The organism is Streptococcus sp. 11273D007BT, assembly GCF_053547195.1.
On sequence record NZ_JBPWPE010000001.1, the window covers coordinates 1,729,951 to 1,753,816 of the forward strand.

Sequence of the window (23,866 nt, forward strand, 5' to 3'; positions counted from 1 at the left end):
TATGTCATCTAGCAAATTGTTATTAGCTAAGTCTGGATATAGAAAATAACTATAAGGTAAATCAAACGTCCTGTTTGACAATTTTTAAAAAGCCCAGAGCATGTTGCTCTAGACTTGATGTGATTACTTGTTAGGAACGGTTAAGTCGTCTGCTGTTGGAACATAGTCTCCACCAAGATATTCTTTGGCTAACTTAGACAATGTACCATCTGCTTGAAGCTCTTTTAGTCGCTCATTAACAAATGTTTGGAGCTCTTCTTGATCTTGTCCAAAAATAAAGTAGATGAATGGTTGTTCTTGAGATTCTAACTCAATAGTCTGTAAATTATCTAGACCTTGATTTTTAATAACAGAGTTAACTGTTGGGGCATCAAAAATCTTAAAGTCTGCTTTCCCTTCACTCAAGCTAGTCAAAATTTGAGTGATATTTTCATTAGTATATTTCAATTCAACAGGATTATCTTTGTGACTATCATTGAACTCTTTTAACTGAGCCTCAGTTGTTGTTCCTTGTACAACCTGAGTAGAGTGTCCAGCAATGTCCTCATATGACTTAATCTCTGAATCTTTTGGAACGGTTAAAACTTGAGGAGTTGACCCAATTGGGTAAGAATAAAGGTATTTCGCTCCACGTTCTTCTGAGTAACTAATGTTGTTTCCACCCATTTGGAATTTTCCAGAATCTAGACCAGTAAAGATAGAAGTCCACTCTGTTTTTTGAAACTTCACTTCATATTTATCAGAACCTTCAAACACAGCCTTAGCCACTTCGATATCATAACCTGTTAACTCACCATCTTTTTCATATGAAAATGGTGCAGTTGTCCCAACAGTAGCAAATACAACTTCTTCTTTCGAGCTTGATGTAGTACTACTTTTTGACGATGATGAACTGCATGCCGCTAAAACAAGAGCCGATGCTGCCGCGATACCTGCAAACGTCACTACTTTTTTCAATTTCATATTATTCCTCCAAAACGTTAGTAAACCTATCTTACCACGATTTAAAAATACTAGCTAGTAGATAATTTTTATCACCGTGATAGCTTTTCTTTATCACCAAAATATGCCAATAACATTTCAGCATTGTTAACATAGTATTTAACAGCAATTGGCAAGGCTTCATCTTTTACCTTAAAGGTATCATGATGAAGATCGGGAGCATCAGGATCTCCATTTGCACCAATAAAAGCAAATACGCCTGGAATCTTTTCTTGGTAAGCTGCAAAATCTTCCCCACCCGTAACAGGAGCAACCTCAATCACTTCTGCAAAGCTTTTACTATTTTCCGCTATCAAAGGGGTTAGAATCTCATCATTATAAGTGACATTTGGCGTTTGATCCCACTGAATATCAACTTCTGCTCCAAATTGTTGAGCCGTCTGCTCCACAATCTGCGTAAACTTCTGACGTAAAAAAATACGATTATCTGGTGTAAAACTTCGAATTGTTCCTTCAAAAAAACCTTGATGAGGCATAATATTCCAAGCCGAGCCAACCTCAATATGCGTGACCGATAACACTGTCGGTTCAAAAGGAGAAACCTGACGTGACACAATTGCTTGAAGATTGTTCACCATCGTTGTAATGGTTAAGACAGTATCCACCCCCAAATCAGGTCTGGCAGCATGACCACTCACACCAGTCACACAAACTTTAAATTTTTCAACAGCTGCCATGATAGCCTTTGAACGTAGGCCGATTTGACCAGGTTTTAAAAAAGGCATATTATGGTAACCAATAATGGCAGAGACGTCTTCTAAGGCACCTGCAGCAATCATTGCATAGGCACCTGTTGCCACTTCTTCAGCTGGTTGAAAAATCAAGCGAAGCCTTCCTCTTAATTCTGATTCTCTAGCTTTTAATAGTTGTGCAGCTCCCAATAATGATGTTTGATGAAAATCATGTCCGCAAGCATGCATGGCACCATTTTGACTAGCATAAGAAAAGGTATTTTTTTCCACAATAGGAAGAGCATCAATATCAGCTCTTAAGGCAATGATAGGATAACCTTGCCCTATTTCAGCAACAAGACCAGTTGTTAAAGGCAAGTCTAAAATTTTAATATCCAAAGCTTCTAATTGTTGCTTTAAAAATTGAGTCGTTTGAAATTCTTTGTTAGAAATTTCAGGATTAGCATGAATATGCTGTCTCACTTTAGAAAGATTGTCGTAAAAATCCGATTCCATAAATTCTCCACTCTGTTATTGTTCTGGTAAATAGCTACCTCCGAGATAGGTTTGACTTAATTTTTCTAACTCCCCTTTAGCATAAAGTTTTTTAACAGCCTTGTCAAATTGGGATACAAAGTCCTTGGCATCTTTTGAAAAGACAATATAGTTATTAGGGTTCATATCTGTTTTTAAATCAGTAACTTCTAAATCATAACCTTTTTGTTTGATAAGGGTTTCAATACTGATTTTATCAAAAATCAAGTAATCAAACTTTCCTTCATTCAAATCAAAAAGACGTTTTCCGATATCTTCTCCAGTATAAACAATCGTTGAAGGCTGATTTTCTTGTTTTTTATTCCACTCTTCCACCAATTGTGCTGTTGAAGTCCCTACATCGTCATGAGTAGTCTTACCTGCCAAATCAGACAGAGTTCGTAGTTTTTCTGAAGGCCTACTGACTAAAACTAGGGGATTTTTAGCAATAGCTGTTGAATAAACATACTTCTTTGCCCTCTCTTCTGTATAACTCAGATTATTAGCTGCCGCCTGATAACGACCACTATCTAAACCAGGAAAAATACTTTCCCAAGATGTTTTTTTAAAGGTTACCTTATAGTCTTCAATTAATTGATCGGCTGCTTTTAACACTTCAATGTCATAACCTGTTAATTGCCCTTTACTCTCATAAGAGAAGGGTTTAATATCGCCTACAGTTGCCACGACAATTTCCTTTTCATCAGCACTGGCAGATGCTCCTCCAAGAACTAGAGGAAAAGCTAATCCTAAACTTATCAACACTTTTTTCATCGTCACTACTCCTTTTCATTTTGACCATGATAACATCCCTAATCCTAAAAGGCTAATACTTCTTTTTTATCACAGTGATAGAAAAAAGATATCAAAAAAGCCTAACAGATGCATATAGATTGCGTCTGTTAGACCATTTTTTATCAGTAAAACTTAAAAATCTGCCACATTGTGATAAACTTTTTGGACATCATCATCTGCTTCAAGAGCATCAATGAGTTTTTCAAACGTTTCAAGATCTTCACCTGAAAGCTCCACTTCTGATTGTGGAATCATCTCAAGTTCTGTTACTTGAAACTCTTCAATTCCATTAGCACGAAGGGCTTCAATTCCTTTATGAAGATCTGTCGGTGCAGTATAGACTGTAATTGAGCCATCTTCTGCCTCAACGTCATCCACATCCACATCAGCCTCAAGTAAGATTTCAAAAATACTGTCTGCATCATCGCCTGCAAAAACGATAACACCTTTTTTGTCAAACAAATACGAAACTGAGCCGGATGCTCCCATATTTCCACCGTTTTTACCATAAGCTGTACGAACATTAGCAGCTGTACGGTTAACATTTGATGTCAAAGTATCGACGATAATCATTGAACCATTTGGTCCAAACCCTTCATAACGTCCTTCTACAAAGGTTTCATCTGTATTACCTTTAGCCTTATCAATGGCACGGTCAATGATATGCTTTGGTACTTGCGCTTGTTTAGCACGCTCTAAAACAAAGCGTAGAGCCGCATTTGTTTCTGGATCTGGATCTCCTTGTTTGGCTGCAACATAAATCTCTACACCAAATTTAGCATAAATTTTAGACGTTGCTCCGTCTTTAGCAGTTTTTTTGGCAACAATATTGGCCCACTTACGTCCCATGGGTAATCTCCTTTTATCTTTTTAGTTTTATCTCGCTTTTTAAAAGCAGAGCGAAAATCAATATCCCTTATATTATAGCACTTTGTCAGCATTTGGTAAAATATTATTTAGACTGCTTTCACGAGCAAAATAAGTCTTTTGTTTTTCCTATCAAAGTGATAAGAAATTCCTATTTCACAAGAGTCTAAAATCATGTTATGATAATAAAGCCATTTAAAAGGAGGGGGGACAAGGAAATGAAAAAACCAATTATAGGAATTACTGGAAACGAAACCAATCAATTAGATCCTAATAAAGCCATCACCCGTACCTTTGCCTCTAAGGCATTCTCTGAGGCTGTGAAAGAAGCTGGAGGGATTCCTATCATCTTACCAATCGGTGATATTGCCATTGCTAAGGATTATGTTGATATGATTGATAAACTCATTATCACAGGTGGACAAAATGTACTGCCAGATTATTATGGTGAAGAACAAACTATTGATAGTGATGACTATCATCGTGAACGTGATGAATTTGAACTGGCCCTTGTTGCTGAGGCTATCAAACAAAATAAACCGATTTTTAGCGTCTGCCGCGGTACCCAACTGGTTAATGTTGCCATGGGGGGAACACTTGAACAATCGATAAAAAATCACTGGCAAAGTGAACTAGGCTCTCAAACTACCCATGAAATCACAGTCTTAAAAAATTCCGAATTAGCTAACATTTTTGGCTCTAAAAATAGCATTAATTCCTTTCACCGTCAAGCCATTAAAGATTTAGCACCATCTCTTGAAGTTATTGCAGTTGATCCCAAAGATAACACCATCGAAGCAGTAAGAAGCAATAAAATTGCCTACCTTGGTGTCCAATGGCACCCAGAACTCCTGATTCAAGAAAAAAATGAAAACTTCAAGCTCTTTCAATATGTGGTTAATGAATTATAAAAAAACGTCTGGTCAACAACCCAGACGAGTTTTTTTATTCATTTCTCCTTATGAGATACTAATAGTTTTAAATTATCTATCTACCCAGAATTCAAATATAGAGGGAAGATACAAGCCCGATCCGTGCCTAATGTGGTCTTTTGTTGTTAGTTTTTGGCGATTTGAAAAATGCTTAAAGTCTCTCGTTTGAGTAAAATAAATACCTCCAGCTTTTTTATTCCCTTCTGGATATTCATCTGTGTATATGGTATATAAACCACCACTTTTTATCACAAATGCCCCTTCTATATCTGTTTTAGTTTGAGGAATAGTGTCATAATCTTGAGACCAAGTAACAAAATCGTTGCTTGACCACAACTCTATCTCCTTATTTTTCTCATCCTTTATCAGTAAGCGATATGAATCAGTGTCCCAAAAAATATGACCATCAATTTTATTGCCTCCATCTAACAATAACTTTTTAACCGTGGAAACTGTCATATTTTCCAAATTTAATATCATGGTATAGTTATCAAACACCTTCATCTCATTACCATTTTTATCTGTTTCTAAAGGATTTCCTTCTGCTTGTACTGAGATGACAACACCCACTTTTCCATCTTTTGTCTGAAATAAATCAGGTGCCCAGACACTTTGGGTCTGAGGAGTTGTTAAACCAGCCTTTATCTCATGACGTTCTATCTGATTAAAATCTTTCGTTTTATAGATGACAAAGTCCTTACCTGTCTGAGGATCAAATTCTGTAACAGCTATATAGTAATACTCTCCTACTCTAAGAATAGAAGGATCTCTACCGACGATTTGAAGTTCTTTATATAAACTGATAGCATTCGGACGCCATCCTGTATAAATCTGTATTTTTTGGTCATCATTCTTAAAAAATGCATACAAGTAACGCGATCGTCCTACCATATAAATGAATACCGCCATCAATACTAACACAAATGCCACTATATAATAGCTCATCTGTTTTTTATCTCTTTGTTTCTCCATATGCTTTATCAGATAGCACTCCTTCATTTTATGATACTAATTGAAAAGATAGCTCATCCCCCTTGAACAATTGATAAAACAAGGCTCACATAATACCAGTCCATCCATTTAAAATACCTACTCCTATCTAGCTGATGTTATTTACAAGGTTCTTACTGGAATGCGACCAAAGTTCTGTTCCTTGATATCAGAATGACCTAAACGATAGATGTCATCTGCTTTTTGTGTCAATTCATCCCAAGGTTTCTGGCCAATTTTTGTGATCAAGGGGACACTTTTTTTTATGGACTTAAGATATTTCTGTCCTTTTCCATTAAATCCTAAGACATGGATCCCTTCTGGTAAGGTTGTTTCTTTGGCATTCACTAAAATATAAGTCAACATTCGTCTAACTCTAGCTTTAGTATAGCGTTTCGTCGCGACTTTTTCTACCAACTCATCTAGAGAAGAAGCTGTTCTAATAGCTGCTTTAATACGCTGTGCCATTTCTTGATTGACTTGATAAATTGTCGTCAAATCATCTTGGCTTAAAATACGATACTTGAGGTAAGAAAAATAGTTTTCCCAAGAGACTTGTGGACAAGATAAAAGTAACTGCGCTGAAGGACTAAACTTATCCACAAAATCTTGATCTGAAATATGCTTTCTAATAGCAGTTGCTGAGGCATAGTTTGTCTCTTTTTCTTCAGAGTGAAAAGCTGCACCTTGCCTTTGAATAGGGCTCAAGGTGATGCCATAAGCACTTGCTGCTTTCGTATAAGCTAGACCCAGGACATGATTTGGGGTGGAGCCTGAGAAACTTAAACCAGCAAATTTTTCCCACATGGCCTGCGTTTTTTGTGGATAAGATAAGGTTTCAGGTAAACTAGACAAATAATTCACCATTTCTTGCTGTTTTTCCACATAAAGTGTGGAAATCTTTTGATAATCAATCACTTCTTCTGTTCCAAAGACCAAGTTATCCACACCTAATCGCGCTAAGATAGCTATTGCTCCTTGTGCAAAGTGATCCGCCGCTTGAACTGAAGCCAAAAAAGGGAGTTCCACAACGATATCAGCTCCATTTTCCAAGGCCATTTGGGCTCTAGTCCATTTGTCCACAAGTGCAGGTTCCCCTCGCTGCATAAAATTCCCCGACATCGCCACAATTTTTAAACCTTGGGCTTTTCCTAAAAGATAAGCGTGACCATTATGAAAGGGATTAAACTCTGCGACAATTCCTGTAATCATGGTTTTTTAGCTACAAAGAACCATCGTGCAGATTGCTCCTGTGGCTCTTTATCCTCAAAATCAGCATAGACCTTAACATCTGTAAATCCTGCTTGCTCTAATAAAATGTCATAGGTCAGAATCTCGTAAGTTCTCTCCTCATGAATCTCATCAAAGCGAGTAAAACGTCCGTCATCATCCTGAATAAAAAAGGTTAATTCATGCACAACAGAATGAGGGGCTTCATCTGCATAAGTATCCCATACCATAGCAAAATCTTCTGCATTTTCATGATAAGAATAGCCTGGAAAAACCTCATCAGTTTGATAAGTGGAGTGGACATCAAAAATAAAGACGCCTCCCTCATTTAGACAATTGTAAACTTCTCCAAAAACATCACCAACCTCCACTTCATCTTGCATGTAACAGATAGAATCTGAGTAGCAAGTTACCAAATCAAAACTCCCAACATTTGATAAATCGAGCATATTACCTTGAAGAAAGGCTATCTTTTGATGCGCTGAGGAAGCGCGCTTTTTAGCAAGCTCAAGCATATCCGCACTCAAATCTAAGCCAGTAACCTCAAATCCCGCTTGAGCAAAACGGACAGACTGAATCCCTGTTCCACAAGCTAACTCTAATAACTTTTTCTTATGTTTAGGAAAGTGTCGTAAACTAAAGTCTGTCCACTTATCATAAAGGCTATCATCCATGATGCTATCATAAACTCTTGCAAAGGTTTCATATGTTGCCATCTATCTTTTATCCTTTCTAAAATGGTTAATAGAGGTTGAGATAACCTACCTCAACCTCTATTGATTTATTATTTAGGTAAAAATTCTGAAACATCAAGCAACGGGGCTTCATGCCAAAGTTTTTCCAAGTTATAGTGGTCACGCTCATCTTCTGAGAAGACATGGACAATCACACTATTTAAATCCAGTAAGACCCATCCTCCTTTGGCATCACCTTCAACATGGCTAGGGTCACCACCTGCTTCTTTCACTTTTTCACGGATATTTTCCGCAATCGCTTCGAGTTGACGGCTGTTTGTTGAGCTCATAATGACAAAATAATCTGTCATGCTCGTTAAACTCTGTAAATCTAAAATAGCGATATCTTCTGCACGTTTTTCATCGGCAGCACTCACCACTAATGTTAGTAATTCTTTTTCTGTCACTGCTTTCTCCTTTATTCTTTCAGCTTATGAACATAAGCATTGTATGTTTCTAGGGTTTTGGGATAAATAGGAAGAGCTTTTTTAGCTAGGTATTCAACAGTATGCACCGTTTCATAGGCCACTGCACGATCGAGATCTTCCTCAGCAATCAAGCGTGCCTCCTCAACAAGAGGAAATTGGCGATTGTGTTCAATATAATCGGCTACATAAACAATCTTATCCAGTGTTGTCATTTGAGCACTACCTACAGTATGGCATTCAATACTGCGTAAAATCTCAGCATCCCTCAGACCTAGGTCTTCTTGAATTTTATAGATACCAACTATACCATGCCAAACATTGTTATTCCAGTTTTTCAAATCAGGATCAAGTGCATAGCGATCAATCAGAGATAAGAACTCTTCATCTGAGAGCTCTTTGGCATAATCATGCAAAAGCCCTGCCAAACCTGCTTTTTCTTGATCATAATCATTTAACTGCGCTAGATGGATGGCTGCTTTTTCCACACCTAATACATGCTGAAAACGATTCTCACTCATGACCTTTTGCAAGGCCACTAATAAGTCTTCACGAGAGAGATTGATATACTTTTCATAGGTCATTGATAAAGTCCTTCTTCTTTGATATAGTCCAAAACAGGTTTAGGAAGAAGAAAATTAGGGGTCCGCCCAGACTTGATAAAATCACGAATCATACTCGATGAGATATCCATCAAGGGAACATCAACCCAAATGACAGGATAGCTAGTACCAGCCTTAAATTTTGGTCTTTGAACGCCGACAAATTGAACCATTTTCACTAACTCATCAATCTTATACCATTTTGGAAGATAAGCCACCATATCAGCTCCGATAATAAAGTAATAGTCCACATCAGGATGTTGTTTCGTTAACATTTTGATGGTGTCATAGGTATAGGAAACCCCTTTACGCTCTAGTTCAAGCGTTTCTACTGCTAAACCGTCAATGCCATCAAGTGCCAACTCAATCATTTTGAGACGATGCGTTTCATCAATCGTTTCTTTTTTATCTACATGCGGTGGCTCATATTCAGGCATTAGGAAGACTTGATCTAGTCCCAGTTGTTGCCTCACTTGGTCTGCTACTATCAAATGTGCGTTATGAACAGGGTTAAAATTTCCACCTAGGATACCAACCTGTTTGCGTCCTTTTTTATCGTCTTTCGTGTCAAGTTCTACTTTTGTAAATGGTGTTAAGAGTTCAATTGCCATAGCATCCTCCGAACCGATCTTTCCACCTTAAATCGCTTTTACTTTAGGTGAAAGTTTACGGTTTTCTTTGCGTGATGATTCTTTATAAAGAATCAAAATTCGTCCAATTTTTAATACGGTATCAACACCGATTTCGTCTTCTAAAATTTCTGCTACCTCATGAATGTCTTCATCAGTATTTTGTAACAGAGTGACCTTAATCAATTCTCTAGCATCTAGAGCATTGCGGACACTGGTTTTAATTTGATCATTTAGCCCGTTTTTCCCAATCTGAATAATCGGTTTTAGGCTATGTGCTTCTGATTTTAGAAAAGCACGTTGCTTACTCGTAAGTGCCATTTTTTCTCCTTTTTTATAAAAGCTTGTGCTTATTAGACTATCTTTAAATTAAAGCTTTTCTAAGTAGGACAGCAACACCTTCTGGAGCCCATGCTGCGATCCTTGCTTTACCTGTAACACGAATCCATCCTAGGCCAGAAAAAACAATATCTGTCTTCTCAGTGATGGTAAATTCGTGTTTGACTAAGTTTGGAAAGCCTGCTAAATCTTTAGGACCAGGTGGCATCAATAGACTCCCAACATGCTTATCATAAAAAGCATCTGCACCAATCATTTTGGTACGGTGAAGTTTAAGGTTATTATCTAAAAAGACAGTGAAGCCCTGCTTTTCACCCGAGATATAGTCAAAACGTGCTAAACCACCTAAAAATAGGGTTTGTTCTGGATTGAGCTGATAGGTCTTTGGTTTAATCTCTTTTTTAGGGCTGACATACTTGAGGTCTTTAGCACTTAAGTAATGTGCCATCTGATGACGGTGAATAATCCCTGGGGTGTCAAAGATATAGGAACCATCATCAAGTGGAATCTCAATCTTATCTAAAGTTGTCCCAGGAAAGCGAGAAGTCGTAATAACATTTTGATCACCTGTAATTTCTTGAATGATGGCGTTAATTAGAGTTGATTTTCCAACATTAGTTACTCCAACAACATACACATCCCGTCCCTTACGATAGGCATCAATTTTATCGATAAGCTCACGAATAGCTGTCTTATTTTGTGCTGAGGTCAACACCACATCAACAGGACGAATGCCTTCTTCATGCGCTCGTTCTGTCAACCATTGGGTTACTTTTCCATCTTTGACTGATTTAGGTAGGATATCTTTTTTATTTCCCACTAAAAGCACATCATTTCCAGCTACAAATCGAGGTAGCCCTGGAATAATCGAGCCATTAAAGTCAAAAATATCCACAACATTAACCACAAGAGCTTGACTATCACCTACTTCATGAAGGAGTTTTAAAAACTCATCATCTGAAATATTAACATCTGTGATTTCATTGTAGTGACGTAATCTAAAGCAACGTTGACAATAAACCTCACCCGTTTCTAGCCCTTTTTCAAGGGCAGCACTTGGAGTGTAACCTGCTTTTTCTTTGTCCTTGGTTTGAATCTGGGCTCCACAGCCAATACAGTATAATTCTTCCAAATTAAATTCCTTTTTGATAGTTTAGTTTTCCGTATTTATCTTCTAACTTGGCTACTACACGACGTTCACGCCAACGGTTAATTTTGGTATTCCATGCATCTGATGTGACCAACGGTTTTACCAAGATAGACTTAATACCAGCACGGTGAGCTGCACGAATATCGGTCATGAGTTGATCTCCTACCATAACAACCTCTGTCGGATCAAAGCCATAGCGATCAATTGCAATCTTAATCCCCCTTGTAAAAGGCTTCATGGCACGACTCACAAAGTCCACACCAAATTTGTCAACGGCACGCTCAACCCGTGAGTGCTTATTATTAGAAACCACTACAACAGGCATATCGGCTTCTGTCATACTATCCAACCAGTCACGAAGCTCTGGGGTACCATCAGGGTTGTTCCATGCAATCAAGGTATTGTCTAAATCGACTAAAACAGCCTTTATACCATGATGACGCAAACGGTCTGGGGTTAAATCATAAACTGCCTCAACTAAAAAGTCCGGCCTATAATCATCTATACTCACAATTTTCTCCAAAAATAAATTTACCCTTTATTTTACCATAATATCAGAAAAAAAGATAGGAATGAAGAGTAGTCTAATCACGCAAAAAGAGATCCCACTGGATCTCTTTTTGCAACTGTCTAAATTTCATTAATGAGTATTATTATTTTAGGTGATTGAAATAAGCAATATCTCATGGCTGATAATCCCAAGGGGAGAGGATACTAAACTTAAGACAGTCAGATTATATTATTTTTCGTCACGTTTACGACGTTTAGCAAGCAAGCCTGCACCAAAGAGTAAACCTAACCCTGATAGAAGAGCAGTGTTATTTTCTTCTGTACCAGTATTTGGAAGACGACGTTTAGCTTTTTCTGACATAGACTCAGAGACTGACTCAGACACGGATTCTGAGATAGATTCAGATACGGATTCTGAGACTGACTCACTTACTGACTCGGATATAGATTCTGAGACTGACTCAGACACAGATTCTGAGATGGATTCTGAAACGGATTCAGACACTGACTCAGACACAGATTCTGAGATGGATTCAGATACTGATTCTGACACTGACTCACTTACTGATTCAGATACTGACTCAGATACTGATTCTGAGACTGATTCTGAGATGGATTCTGAAACGGACTCGGAAATTGATTCTGATACAGATTCAGACACTGACTCAGATACAGATTCTGAAATTGATTCAGATACGGATTCAGACACTGACTCGCTTACTGATTCAGATACGGATTCTGAGACTGACTCAGACACAGATTCTGAGATTGATTCTGATACGGATTCAGATACGGATTCAGACACTGACTCAGAGATTGACTCGGATACTGATTCTGAGATTGACTCTGATACAGATTCTGAAATTGATTCTGAGACTGACTCAGATACGGATTCTGAGATTGATTCTGAAACTGACTCGGATACTGATTCTGAGATTGACTCTGATACGGATTCTGATACCGACTCAGATACAGATTCGGAAACGGACTCGGATACTGATTCTGAGATTGACTCAGACACGGATTCTGAGACTGACTCGGATACAGATTCTGAGATTGATTCTGAAACGGATTCAGACACTGACTCGCTTACTGATTCAGATACTGACTCGGATACAGATTCTGAGATTGATTCAGATACGGATTCTGAAACTGACTCGGATACAGATTCTGAGATTGATTCTGATACGGATTCAGACACTGACTCAGATACAGATTCTGAAATTGATTCTGATACGGATTCAGACACTGACTCGGAAATTGATTCTGATACAGATTCAGACACTGACTCAGATACAGATTCTGAAATTGATTCTGATACGGATTCTGACACTGACTCAGATACGGATTCTGATACTGACTCAGACACAGATTCTGATATTGATTCTGATACGGATTCAGACACTGACTCAGATACGGATTCTGAGACTGACTCAGACACTGATTCTGATATTGATTCTGATACGGATTCAGACACTGACTCGCTTACTGATTCTGATACGGATTCTGAGACTGACTCAGACACTGATTCTGAGATTGATTCTGATACGGATTCAGATACGGATTCTGACACTGACTCTGAGATTGATTCTGATACGGATTCAGACACTGATTCAGATACGGATTCTGACACTGACTCTGAGATTGATTCTGATACGGATTCAGACACTGACTCAGATACGGATTCTGAGACTGACTCAGACACTGATTCTGAAATTGATTCTGATACGGATTCAGACACTGACTCGCTTACTGATTCTGAGATTGATTCTGATACGGATTCTGATACTGACTCGGAAATTGATTCTGATACAGATTCAGACACTGACTCAGATACAGATTCTGAAATTGATTCTGATACGGATTCAGACACTGACTCGCTTACTGATTCAGATACGGATTCTGATACTGACTCAGACACAGATTCTGAGATTGATTCTGATACGGATTCAGACACTGACTCAGAGATTGACTCGGATACTGATTCTGAGATTGACTCTGATACAGATTCTGAAATTGATTCTGATACGGATTCTGAGACTGACTCGGATACTGATTCTGAGATTGACTCTGATACTGACTCTGAAACGGACTCAGATACGGATTCGGAAATTGATTCGGAAACGGATTCAGACACTGACTCGGAAATTGATTCTGATACAGATTCTGAAATTGATTCTGAGACTGACTCGGATACTGACTCAGACACTGATTCTGAGATTGATTCGGATACGGATTCAGACACTGACTCGCTTACTGATTCAGATACTGACTCAGACACTGATTCTGAGATTGATTCGGATACGGATTCAGACACTGACTCAGACACAGATTCGGAAATTGATTCTGATACGGATTCAGACACTGACTCGCTTACTGATTCTGAGATTGATTCTGATACGGATTCTGATACTGACTCTGAAACGGACTCAGATACGGATTCGGAAACGGATTCAGACACTGACTCGGAAATTGATTCTGATACAGATTCAGACACTGACTCAGATACAGATTCTGAAATTGATTCAGATACGGATTCAGACACTGACTCGCTTACTGATTCAGATACGGATTCTGAGACTGACTCAGACACAGATTCTGAGATTGATTCTGATACGGATTCAGATACGGATTCAGACACTGACTCAGAGATTGACTCGGATACTGATTCTGAGATTGACTCTGATACAGATTCTGAAATTGATTCTGAGACTGACTCAGATACGGATTCTGAGATTGATTCTGAAACTGACTCGGATACTGATTCTGAGATTGACTCTGATACGGATTCTGATACCGACTCAGATACAGATTCGGAAACGGACTCGGATACTGATTCTGAGATTGACTCAGACACGGATTCTGAGACTGACTCGGATACAGATTCTGAGATTGATTCTGAAACGGATTCAGACACTGACTCGCTTACTGATTCAGATACTGACTCGGATACAGATTCTGAGATTGATTCAGATACGGATTCTGAAACTGATTCTGAGACTGACTCTGAGACGGATTCTGAGACGGACTCTGAGACGGATTCTGAGATTGACTCACTAACTGATTCAGAAAGTGATTCTGATACGGACTCTGAGACTGATTCAGAGATTGATTCTGAGACTGACTCAGAAATTGACTCAGAGACGGATTCAGAAATTGACTCAGAGACGGATTCAGAAATTGATTCTGATACTGACTCAGAGACGGATTCAGAGATTGATTCTGATACTGACTCAGAGACGGATTCAGAGATTGACTCAGACACTGACTCTGAGATTGATTCTGATACGGATTCAGACACTGACTCAGATACAGATTCTGAAATTGATTCTGATACGGATTCAGACACTGACTCGCTTACTGATTCTGAGATTGATTCTGATACGGATTCTGAGACTGACTCGGAAATTGATTCTGATACAGATTCAGACACTGACTCAGATACAGATTCTGAAATTGATTCTGATACGGATTCAGACACTGACTCGCTTACTGATTCAGATACGGATTCTGAGACTGACTCAGACACTGATTCTGAAATTGATTCTGATACGGATTCAGACACTGACTCGCTTACTGATTCTGATACTGACTCAGACACAGATTCTGAGATTGATTCTGATACGGATTCAGACACTGACTCGCTTACTGATTCAGATACGGATTCTGAGACTGACTCAGACACTGATTCTGAGATTGATTCTGATACGGATTCAGATACGGATTCAGATACGGATTCTGACACTGACTCAGAGATTGACTCTGATACAGATTCTGAAATTGATTCTGAGACTGACTCAGATACGGATTCTGATACTGACTCAGACACAGATTCTGAAATTGATTCTGATACGGATTCAGACACTGACTCGCTTACTGATTCTGAGATTGATTCTGATACGGATTCAGATACTGACTCAGACACTGATTCTGAGATTGATTCTGATACGGATTCTGACACTGACTCAGATACGGATTCTGAGACTGACTCAGACACAGATTCTGAAATTGATTCTGATACGGATTCAGACACTGACTCGCTTACTGATTCTGAGATTGATTCTGATACGGATTCAGACACTGACTCGCTTACTGATTCTGAGATTGATTCTGATACGGATTCTGAGACTGACTCGGAAATTGATTCTGATACAGATTCAGACACTGACTCAGATACAGATTCTGAAATTGATTCTGATACGGATTCAGACACTGACTCGGAAATTGATTCTGATACAGATTCAGACACTGACTCAGATACAGATTCTGAAATTGATTCTGATACGGATTCTGATACTGACTCAGACACAGATTCTGATACTGACTCAGACACAGATTCTGAAATTGATTCTGATACGGATTCAGACACTGACTCAGATACGGATTCTGAGACTGACTCAGACACTGATTCTGAGATTGATTCTGATACGGATTCAGACACTGACTCGCTTACTGATTCTGATACGGATTCTGAGACTGACTCAGACACTGATTCTGAGATTGATTCTGATACGGATTCAGATACGGATTCTGACACTGACTCTGAGATTGATTCTGATACGGATTCAGACACTGACTCAGATACGGATTCTGAGACTGACTCAGACACTGATTCTGAAATTGATTCTGATACGGATTCAGACACTGACTCGCTTACTGATTCTGAGATTGATTCTGATACGGATTCTGAGACTGACTCGGAAATTGATTCTGATACAGATTCAGACACTGACTCAGATACAGATTCTGAAATTGATTCTGATACGGATTCAGACACTGACTCGCTTACTGATTCAGATACGGATTCTGATACTGACTCAGACACTGATTCGGAAATTGATTCTGATACGGATTCAGACACTGACTCGCTTACTGATTCTGAGACTGACTCAGACACAGATTCTGAGATTGATTCTGATACGGATTCAGACACTGACTCAGAGATTGACTCGGATACTGATTCTGAGATTGACTCTGATACAGATTCTGAAATTGATTCTGATACGGATTCTGAGACTGACTCGGATACTGATTCTGAGATTGACTCTGATACTGACTCTGAAACGGACTCAGATACGGATTCGGAAATTGATTCGGAAACGGATTCAGACACTGACTCGGAAATTGATTCTGATACAGATTCTGAAATTGATTCTGAGACTGACTCGGATACTGACTCAGACACTGATTCTGAGATTGATTCGGATACGGATTCAGACACTGACTCGCTTACTGATTCAGATACTGACTCAGACACTGATTCTGAGATTGATTCGGATACGGATTCAGACACTGACTCAGACACAGATTCGGAAATTGATTCTGATACGGATTCAGACACTGACTCGCTTACTGATTCTGAGATTGATTCTGATACGGATTCTGATACTGACTCTGAAACGGACTCAGATACGGATTCGGAAACGGATTCAGACACTGACTCGGAAATTGATTCTGATACTGACTCAGAAACGGACTCAGAGATTGATTCTGATACTGACTCAGAGATTGACTCAGATACAGATTCTGAGATTGATTCAGAAACGGACTCAGAGATTGACTCAGAAACGGATTCAGAAATTGATTCTGATACTGACTCTGATACTGATTCAGAAATTGATTCTGAAACTGACTCAGAGATTGACTCAGATACAGATTCTGATACTGACTCGCTTACTGATTCAGAAATTGATTCAGAGACTGACTCTGATACTGATTCAGAAACGGACTCTGAAACGGACTCAGAGATTGATTCTGAAACGGATTCAGAAACTGATTCTGAAACTGACTCAGAGATTGACTCTGATACTGATTCAGATACTGACTCAGAAATTGACTCGGATACTGATTCTGAGACTGACTCGGATACTGATTCGCTGACTGACTCAGAGATTGATTCTGATACTGACTCGGATACGGATTCTGAGATTGACTCACTTACTGACTCGGATACTGATTCTGAAATTGATTCTGATACTGACTCGGATACGGATTCTGAGATTGATTCTGAAACGGATTCAGACACTGACTCGCTTACTGATTCAGATACTGACTCTGAGATTGACTCTGATACGGATTCTGAAACGGACTCGCTTACTGATTCTGAGATTGACTCACTTACTGACTCTGAGATCGACTCAGATACGGATTCTGAGATTGACTCACTTACTGATTCAGATACTGACTCAGAGATTGACTCAGATACTGATTCTGAAACGGACTCAGATACTGACTCAGATACTGATTCTGAAATGGATTCTGAGACGGACTCGGATACAGATTCTGAGATTGACTCACTGACTGACTCAGAAATTGACTCAGAGACGGATTCAGAAATTGACTCAGAGACGGATTCAGAAATTGATTCTGATACTGACTCAGAGACGGATTCAGAGATTGATTCTGATACTGACTCAGAGACGGATTCAGAGATTGACTCAGACACTGACTCTGAGATTGATTCTGATACGGATTCAGACACTGACTCAGATACAGATTCTGAAATTGATTCTGATACGGATTCAGACACTGACTCGCTTACTGATTCTGAGATTGATTCTGATACGGATTCTGAGACTGACTCGGAAATTGATTCTGATACAGATTCAGACACTGACTCAGATACAGATTCTGAAATTGATTCTGATACGGATTCAGACACTGACTCGCTTACTGATTCAGATACGGATTCTGAGACTGACTCAGACACTGATTCTGAAATTGATTCTGATACGGATTCAGACACTGACTCGCTTACTGATTCTGATACTGACTCAGACACAGATTCTGAGATTGATTCTGATACGGATTCAGACACTGACTCGCTTACTGATTCAGATACGGATTCTGAGACTGACTCAGACACTGATTCTGAGATTGATTCTGATACGGATTCAGATACGGATTCAGATACGGATTCTGACACTGACTCAGAGATTGACTCTGATACAGATTCTGAAATTGATTCTGAGACTGACTCAGATACGGATTCTGATACTGACTCAGACACAGATTCTGAAATTGATTCTGATACGGATTCAGACACTGACTCGCTTACTGATTCTGAGATTGATTCTGATACGGATTCAGATACTGACTCAGACACTGATTCTGAGATTGATTCTGATACGGATTCTGACACTGACTCAGATACGGATTCTGAGACTGACTCAGACACAGATTCTGAAATTGATTCTGATACGGATTCAGACACTGACTCGCTTACTGATTCTGAGATTGATTCTGATACGGATTCAGACACTGACTCGCTTACTGATTCTGAGATTGATTCTGATACGGATTCTGAGACTGACTCGGAAATTGATTCTGATACAGATTCAGACACTGACTCAGATACAGATTCTGAAATTGATTCTGATACGGATTCAGACACTGACTCGGAAATTGATTCTGATACAGATTCAGACACTGACTCAGATACAGATTCTGAAATTGATTCTGATACGGATTCTGATACTGACTCAGACACAGATTCTGATACTGACTCAGACACAGATTCTGAAATTGATTCTGATACGGATTCAGACACTGACTCAGATACGGATTCTGAGACTGACTCAGACACTGATTCTGAGATTGATTCTGATACGGATTCAGACACTGACTCGCTTACTGATTCTGATACGGATTCTGAGACTGACTCAGACACTGATTCTGAGATTGATTCTGATACGGATTCAGATACGGATTCTGACACTGACTCTGAGATTGATTCTGATACGGATTCAGACACTGACTCAGATACGGATTCTGAGACTGACTCAGACACTGATTCTGAAATTGATTCTGATACGGATTCAGACACTGACTCGCTTACTGATTCTGAGATTGATTCTGATACGGATTCTGAGACTGACTCGGAAATTGATTCTGATACAGATTCAGACACTGACTCAGATACAGATTCTGAAATTGATTCTGATACGGATTCAGACACTGACTCGCTTACTGATTCAGATACGGATTCTGATACTGACTCAGACACTGATTCGGAAATTGATTCTGATACGGATTCAGACACTGACTCGCTTACTGATTCTGAGACTGACTCAGACACAGATTCTGAGATTGATTCTGATACGGATTCAGACACTGACTCAGAGATTGACTCGGATACTGATTCTGAGATTGACTCTGATACAGATTCTGAAATTGATTCTGATACGGATTCTGAGACTGACTCGGATACTGATTCTGAGATTGACTCTGATACTGACTCTGAAACGGACTCAGATACGGATTCGGAAATTGATTCGGAAACGGATTCAGACACTGACTCGGAAATTGATTCTGATACAGATTCTGAAATTGATTCTGAGACTGACTCGGATACTGACTCAGACACTGATTCTGAGATTGATTCGGATACGGATTCAGACACTGACTCGCTTACTGATTCAGATACTGACTCAGACACTGATTCTGAGATTGATTCGGATACGGATTCAGACACTGACTCAGACACAGATTCGGAAATTGATTCTGATACGGATTCAGACACTGACTCGCTTACTGATTCTGAGATTGATTCTGATACGGATTCTGATACTGACTCTGAAACGGACTCAGATACGGATTCGGAAACGGATTCAGACACTGACTCGGAAATTGATTCTGATACTGACTCAGAAACGGACTCAGAGATTGATTCTGATACTGACTCAGAGATTGACTCAGATACAGATTCTGAGATTGATTCAGAAACGGACTCAGAGATTGACTCAGAAACGGATTCAGAAATTGATTCTGATACTGACTCTGATACTGATTCAGAAATTGATTCTGAAACTGACTCAGAGATTGACTCAGATACAGATTCTGATACTGACTCGCTTACTGATTCAGAAATTGATTCAGAGACTGACTCTGATACTGATTCAGAAACGGACTCTGAAACGGACTCAGAGATTGATTCTGAAACGGATTCAGAAACTGATTCTGAAACTGACTCAGAGATTGACTCTGATACTGATTCAGATACTGACTCAGAAATTGACTCGGATACTGATTCTGAGACTGACTCGGATACTGATTCGCTGACTGACTCAGAGATTGATTCTGATACTGACTCGGATACGGATTCTGAGATTGACTCACTTACTGACTCGGATACTGATTCTGAAATTGATTCTGATACTGACTCGGATACGGATTCTGAGATTGATTCTGAAACGGATTCAGACACTGACTCGCTTACTGATTCAGATACTGACTCTGAGATTGACTCTGATACGGATTCTGAAACGGACTCGCTTACTGATTCTGAGATTGACTCACTTACTGACTCTGAGATCGACTCAGATACGGATTCTGAGATTGACTCACTTACTGATTCAGATACTGACTCAGAGATTGACTCAGATACTGATTCTGAAACGGACTCAGATACTGACTCAGATACTGATTCTGAAATGGATTCTGAGACGGACTCGGATACAGATTCTGAGATTGACTCACTGACTGACTCTGAAATGGATTCTGAGACGGACTCTGAAACGGACTCAGATACTGATTCTGAGATTGACTCAGATACTGATTCACTGACTGACTCTTTAACTGATTCAGAGACGGATTCACTGACTGACTCTTTAACTGATTCAGAGACGGACTCACTTACTGACTCTTTAACTGATTCAGAGACGGATTCACTGACAGAGTTCGATAACGATTCTGACGTCGAAATAGACTCTGAGGTTGACGTTGATTCTGAGACTGACTCAGAATTTGAGATGGATTCTGAGGTAGAAACTGACTCTGAGGTTGACTCAGAATTTGAGATAGATTCTGATTTAGACGTCGATTCTGAGACGGATGTTGAGTTAGAGAGGGATTCTGAACTTGAAGTCGACTCAGATTCAGACAAGGAATTTGAGTTTGAGTTCGAAAGCGACTCTGACTCAGATGTATCAACTGTATACCAGTGAGTTGTTTCGTTAACGGTAGTTGAATTCAAACCGTTGACTAAGCTTACCGATGTCCCTTTAGAGTTTGGGTTTAATGTCCCTGTAAATGTTTGATAATCCGGGTGACCTGGTTTCAGGATAACCTGCACTAACATACTTACAGGATAACTATTCGCCGCCTTGGCATAACCGTCAAAACCGATACGGATGGTTTGATAGTTATCTTCATAGATAACAGAGAAGATATCATTATCAGTTTTACCAGCTTGAGCATTTGCGGTAGCCAAAGCAGATTCTTCAGCTGAGATAAAATCTGTCACAGGAACAACAAGACTTGTATTCGCTGTTCCGGGAGCCATAACAGACGTTTCCATGACTTTGGTAAAGCCTGTTGTGTCAGCCGAGTTATAATCAACGGTTCCAGTGTAAGCCGGATCTTTTATCCAAATAGTCTTAACAAGGCTACCATTCTCATCTACTACTTCTGCCAGACGTTTAACATACAATGTTGAAATCGCACCATCATTATAAATCGTTCCTGGAGAATAAAGGCGTACCGGAGCACCACCGGTTGTACTTGCATAGTCATAGCCTACAAAATCACGTTTAGCAGATGGCGTAGCCATTTGTCCACCAATACCTTTAATAGTGTAGGTTGCTATCGTTGCACCATCAGTTGTCTTATAGTAAGTTGTATATTCTTGATAGGTTGGTACTAGGGTGTTAGTAAGTGTTCCACCATTATACTGTAATTGGAGCTCTCCTGCTGTTGTACTTGATGAGGTACTGTCACCGTAAGTAATAGTTAGAGGCAGGTTATCAGCACCTGAGTAGCTTTGGAAGTAAGTGAATGTTGCTGTCTCACCCTTATCCAAAGTATAACTTTCAACTACTGTATTTGTCGTCTTATTAACTAGTTCAACATAAGTTGTCGTCGTTGATGTATCATAATCTAACGAATATCGGAAATAATAATTTTCTTTGATTGTTTGATCAGTTAATCGATCACCAAACCAGTTGAATTTTGAATAGTTAAAGGTAAATCTTTCGGATTCTGATGAAGGCGTAAAGCTTGTACTATTTGCTGGATCTGAAATGGCAGCACCGTTAGCATTATCCATCGCTGGTGACGCTGTTGAAAGCGTGTCAACTAAAACACCATAACCTTCACCAACTTTAGTTACTGTTGCAGTCGTTGTTGTATCCAGCGCAAATGTAATGATGCCATCTTCATCATCTTTGATAAGTAAAGCACCAAGTGCTTGACTGCTGTTTTGAACAGAGTCAACAACTGTTTGAATCTCTTCTGCTGTCGCTTCAGTATTGCCCAAAATTAGCTTAGCTGCTGCAATATCTTTGGTGCTAACTGCTACCGCATCTGTCAACTCTTGGCTAGGAGTCGTTTGACCATTAGCGATCTGAACTAGAATCTCAGCTTCTGAAGTCACTTGCTCTAAGACTTCGCGAGCTTCTGTCGAACTACTTGAACTGCTGGTATCAGCGCTGCTTGAGCTGCTTGAACTTGCTGCTTCAGAGCTTGCCTCACTTAATAAGGTAGAAACAGACTCAGAACTTGACGTTGACTCTGAGCTTGATGTGCTCTCTGAAAGAGACTCAGATACAGATTCTGAGACAGATTCGCTAATAGATGTTGACGTCGAAGCCGATGCACTTTCTGAAAGCGACACTGATGTTGATGCAGATGCCGAATCAGACAAGGAAATGCTCGTTGACTCTGACGCAAAAACAGACAAGCTTGTTGAAGCTGAAGTAGATGCACTTGTGGTGTCAGCTGCTTCTGTTGTCGTTGTTGTCGTAGCGGTTGTTGCTGATGCTGTATCTGTTGAAGATACTGTTGTGTCAGATAAGGCTACCGTATCAGTAGTTGCCAAGGTACTCGTGCTAGTCTCTGAGGCAATAGCAGTTTCTTCTGCAAAAGCATTCTCAGCCACCATAGTACCACCAGCCAAGGCACCTGCTGAGGCTAGACCACGTAAAAGAGCTGTCGGAACAGAGTAGTCCGTTACCTCTTTTTCTAGACGTTCAACCTTAACCTCATGTTGACCTGAACCACCTTTAAACAGGCGAACAAGATTAATCTGTGACATAACTGTACGAACCCAGTGTTTCCCAGATTTGTGCATCTTAACACGGCTCTTACGCGACGATTCCGTATAGTCTTTGCGTAATCTCTTATTTCCCATAGAGGTTAATTTCCTCCCCTTAAAATTATAATATTTTTATTATCTAAAACATTACCAGCCAGCTTTTATTACTAAAGTTTTTAATCTTCAATTGTCTCAGATTTTAACTTTTTTTAAAATCAATCCCCATAATGACGATTTTAGCTTTTAGAATTTTGATTAGATAATATTACTATTTTATCTATATTTTGTTATTTCGTCAATATCTCTATATATTACAATCCTGTTAAATTCCTATCTTCTTCATCACTCATTAGATTTTTCAGTCTATTTTCTTTCTAACGGTAGTAAAAAACAAGACTTCCTTCAGTCTTGTTATCTTTTTCGCA

General features: G+C 39.3%; 15 protein-coding genes. 1 reads left to right on the forward strand and 14 read right to left on the reverse strand.

The features are described from left to right. Positions 1 to 123: 123 nt before the first annotated feature. The 4 genes from ACEE75_RS08795 to ACEE75_RS08810 all read right to left on the reverse strand — a co-directional run bounded on the left by ACEE75_RS08795 (position 124) and on the right by ACEE75_RS08810 (position 3,851). Positions 124 to 963, reverse strand: a complete 840-nt coding sequence (locus ACEE75_RS08795) for an amino acid ABC transporter substrate-binding protein (RefSeq protein WP_447574108.1) — start codon at positions 961 to 963, stop codon at positions 124 to 126. A 71-nt stretch (positions 964 to 1,034) separates the two neighbouring features. Beyond that, positions 1,035 to 2,189, reverse strand: coding sequence for an amidohydrolase (locus ACEE75_RS08800; RefSeq protein WP_447574109.1), 1,155 nt, complete (start codon positions 2,187 to 2,189; stop codon positions 1,035 to 1,037). A 15-nt stretch (positions 2,190 to 2,204) separates the two neighbouring features. Next, complete coding sequence (locus ACEE75_RS08805) at positions 2,205 to 2,981, reverse strand: transporter substrate-binding domain-containing protein (protein ID WP_447574110.1); 777 nt, start codon at positions 2,979 to 2,981, stop codon at positions 2,205 to 2,207. A 153-nt stretch (positions 2,982 to 3,134) separates the two neighbouring features. Further along, positions 3,135 to 3,851, reverse strand: a complete 717-nt coding sequence (locus tag ACEE75_RS08810) for a YebC/PmpR family DNA-binding transcriptional regulator (RefSeq protein WP_354369119.1) — start codon at positions 3,849 to 3,851, stop codon at positions 3,135 to 3,137. A 236-nt stretch (positions 3,852 to 4,087) separates the two neighbouring features. On the opposite strand from ACEE75_RS08810, the gene ACEE75_RS08815 reads away from it, so the two are divergent. Continuing rightward, the gene (locus ACEE75_RS08815) at positions 4,088 to 4,780 is read left to right on the forward strand and encodes a gamma-glutamyl-gamma-aminobutyrate hydrolase family protein (RefSeq protein ID WP_447574111.1); all 693 of its coding nucleotides are present in this window, start codon (positions 4,088 to 4,090) and stop codon (positions 4,778 to 4,780) included. A 72-nt stretch (positions 4,781 to 4,852) separates the two neighbouring features. Here the strand turns inward: ACEE75_RS08815 and ACEE75_RS08820 are convergent, their stop codons facing one another. From ACEE75_RS08820 to ACEE75_RS08865, 10 genes are all read right to left on the reverse strand, one after another. Then, positions 4,853 to 5,746: a family 43 glycosylhydrolase gene (locus tag ACEE75_RS08820; protein ID WP_447574112.1), complete on the reverse strand. Its 894-nt coding sequence runs from the start codon at positions 5,744 to 5,746 to the stop codon at positions 4,853 to 4,855. Between the two features lie 168 nt (positions 5,747 to 5,914). Next, entirely contained in the window at positions 5,915 to 7,003 is a 1,089-nt protein-coding gene (locus tag ACEE75_RS08825) for a nucleotidyltransferase (RefSeq protein ID WP_447574113.1), read from the reverse strand. After that, the gene (locus ACEE75_RS08830; RefSeq protein ID WP_354369126.1) at positions 7,000 to 7,737 is read right to left on the reverse strand and encodes a class I SAM-dependent DNA methyltransferase; all 738 of its coding nucleotides are present in this window, start codon (positions 7,735 to 7,737) and stop codon (positions 7,000 to 7,002) included. Before ACEE75_RS08830 ends, ACEE75_RS08825 begins: the two co-directional genes overlap by 4 nt. A 68-nt stretch (positions 7,738 to 7,805) precedes the next feature. Beyond that, the gene (gene rsfS / locus ACEE75_RS08835) at positions 7,806 to 8,162 is read right to left on the reverse strand and encodes a ribosome silencing factor (RefSeq protein ID WP_354369128.1); all 357 of its coding nucleotides are present in this window, start codon (positions 8,160 to 8,162) and stop codon (positions 7,806 to 7,808) included. Between the two features lie 11 nt (positions 8,163 to 8,173). After that, complete coding sequence (yqeK, locus tag ACEE75_RS08840; protein WP_447574114.1) at positions 8,174 to 8,764, reverse strand: bis(5'-nucleosyl)-tetraphosphatase (symmetrical) YqeK; 591 nt, start codon at positions 8,762 to 8,764, stop codon at positions 8,174 to 8,176. Beyond that, a complete protein-coding gene (locus ACEE75_RS08845) occupies positions 8,761 to 9,393 on the reverse strand; it encodes a nicotinate-nucleotide adenylyltransferase (RefSeq protein WP_427894324.1) in 633 nt (210 codons plus the stop codon). Before ACEE75_RS08845 ends, yqeK begins: the two co-directional genes overlap by 4 nt. A gap of 27 nt (positions 9,394 to 9,420) precedes the next feature. After that, positions 9,421 to 9,732 (reverse strand): ribosome assembly RNA-binding protein YhbY, encoded by a 312-nt coding sequence (yhbY, locus tag ACEE75_RS08850; protein ID WP_427894326.1) that lies wholly within the window; start codon positions 9,730 to 9,732, stop codon positions 9,421 to 9,423. 43 nt (positions 9,733 to 9,775) lie between these two features. Beyond that, complete coding sequence (gene yqeH / locus ACEE75_RS08855) at positions 9,776 to 10,882, reverse strand: ribosome biogenesis GTPase YqeH (protein ID WP_427894328.1); 1,107 nt, start codon at positions 10,880 to 10,882, stop codon at positions 9,776 to 9,778. Between the two features lies 1 nt (position 10,883). Next, on the reverse strand, positions 10,884 to 11,411 hold the full coding sequence (locus tag ACEE75_RS08860) for a YqeG family HAD IIIA-type phosphatase (RefSeq protein WP_354369138.1): 528 nt from the start codon (positions 11,409 to 11,411) through the stop codon (positions 10,884 to 10,886). Between the two features lie 228 nt (positions 11,412 to 11,639). Continuing rightward, a complete protein-coding gene (locus ACEE75_RS08865) occupies positions 11,640 to 23,537 on the reverse strand; it encodes an accessory Sec-dependent serine-rich glycoprotein adhesin (RefSeq protein WP_449173639.1) in 11,898 nt (3,965 codons plus the stop codon). Positions 23,538 to 23,866 lie beyond the last annotated feature (329 nt).

What these genes read in the sequence shown, in the direction of transcription:
- ACEE75_RS08795 (WP_447574108.1), bottom strand. Translation starts at nt 963, where the DNA reads ATGAAATTGAAAAAAGTAGTGACGTTTGCAGGTATCGCGGCAGCATCG.
- ACEE75_RS08800 (WP_447574109.1), bottom strand. Translation starts at nt 2,189, where the DNA reads ATGGAATCGGATTTTTACGACAATCTTTCTAAAGTGAGACAGCATATT.
- ACEE75_RS08805 (WP_447574110.1), bottom strand. Translation starts at nt 2,981, where the DNA reads ATGAAAAAAGTGTTGATAAGTTTAGGATTAGCTTTTCCTCTAGTTCTT.
- ACEE75_RS08810 (WP_354369119.1), bottom strand. Translation starts at nt 3,851, where the DNA reads ATGGGACGTAAGTGGGCCAATATTGTTGCCAAAAAAACTGCTAAAGAC.
- ACEE75_RS08815 (WP_447574111.1), top strand. Translation starts at nt 4,088, where the DNA reads ATGAAAAAACCAATTATAGGAATTACTGGAAACGAAACCAATCAATTA.
- ACEE75_RS08820 (WP_447574112.1), bottom strand. Translation starts at nt 5,746, where the DNA reads ATGAGCTATTATATAGTGGCATTTGTGTTAGTATTGATGGCGGTATTC.
- ACEE75_RS08825 (WP_447574113.1), bottom strand. Translation starts at nt 7,003, where the DNA reads ATGATTACAGGAATTGTCGCAGAGTTTAATCCCTTTCATAATGGTCAC.
- ACEE75_RS08830 (WP_354369126.1), bottom strand. Translation starts at nt 7,737, where the DNA reads ATGGCAACATATGAAACCTTTGCAAGAGTTTATGATAGCATCATGGAT.
- yqeK (WP_447574114.1), bottom strand. Translation starts at nt 8,764, where the DNA reads ATGACCTATGAAAAGTATATCAATCTCTCTCGTGAAGACTTATTAGTG.
- ACEE75_RS08845 (WP_427894324.1), bottom strand. Translation starts at nt 9,393, where the DNA reads ATGGCAATTGAACTCTTAACACCATTTACAAAAGTAGAACTTGACACG.
- yhbY (WP_427894326.1), bottom strand. Translation starts at nt 9,732, where the DNA reads ATGGCACTTACGAGTAAGCAACGTGCTTTTCTAAAATCAGAAGCACAT.
- ACEE75_RS08865 (WP_449173639.1), bottom strand. Translation starts at nt 23,537, where the DNA reads ATGGGAAATAAGAGATTACGCAAAGACTATACGGAATCGTCGCGTAAG.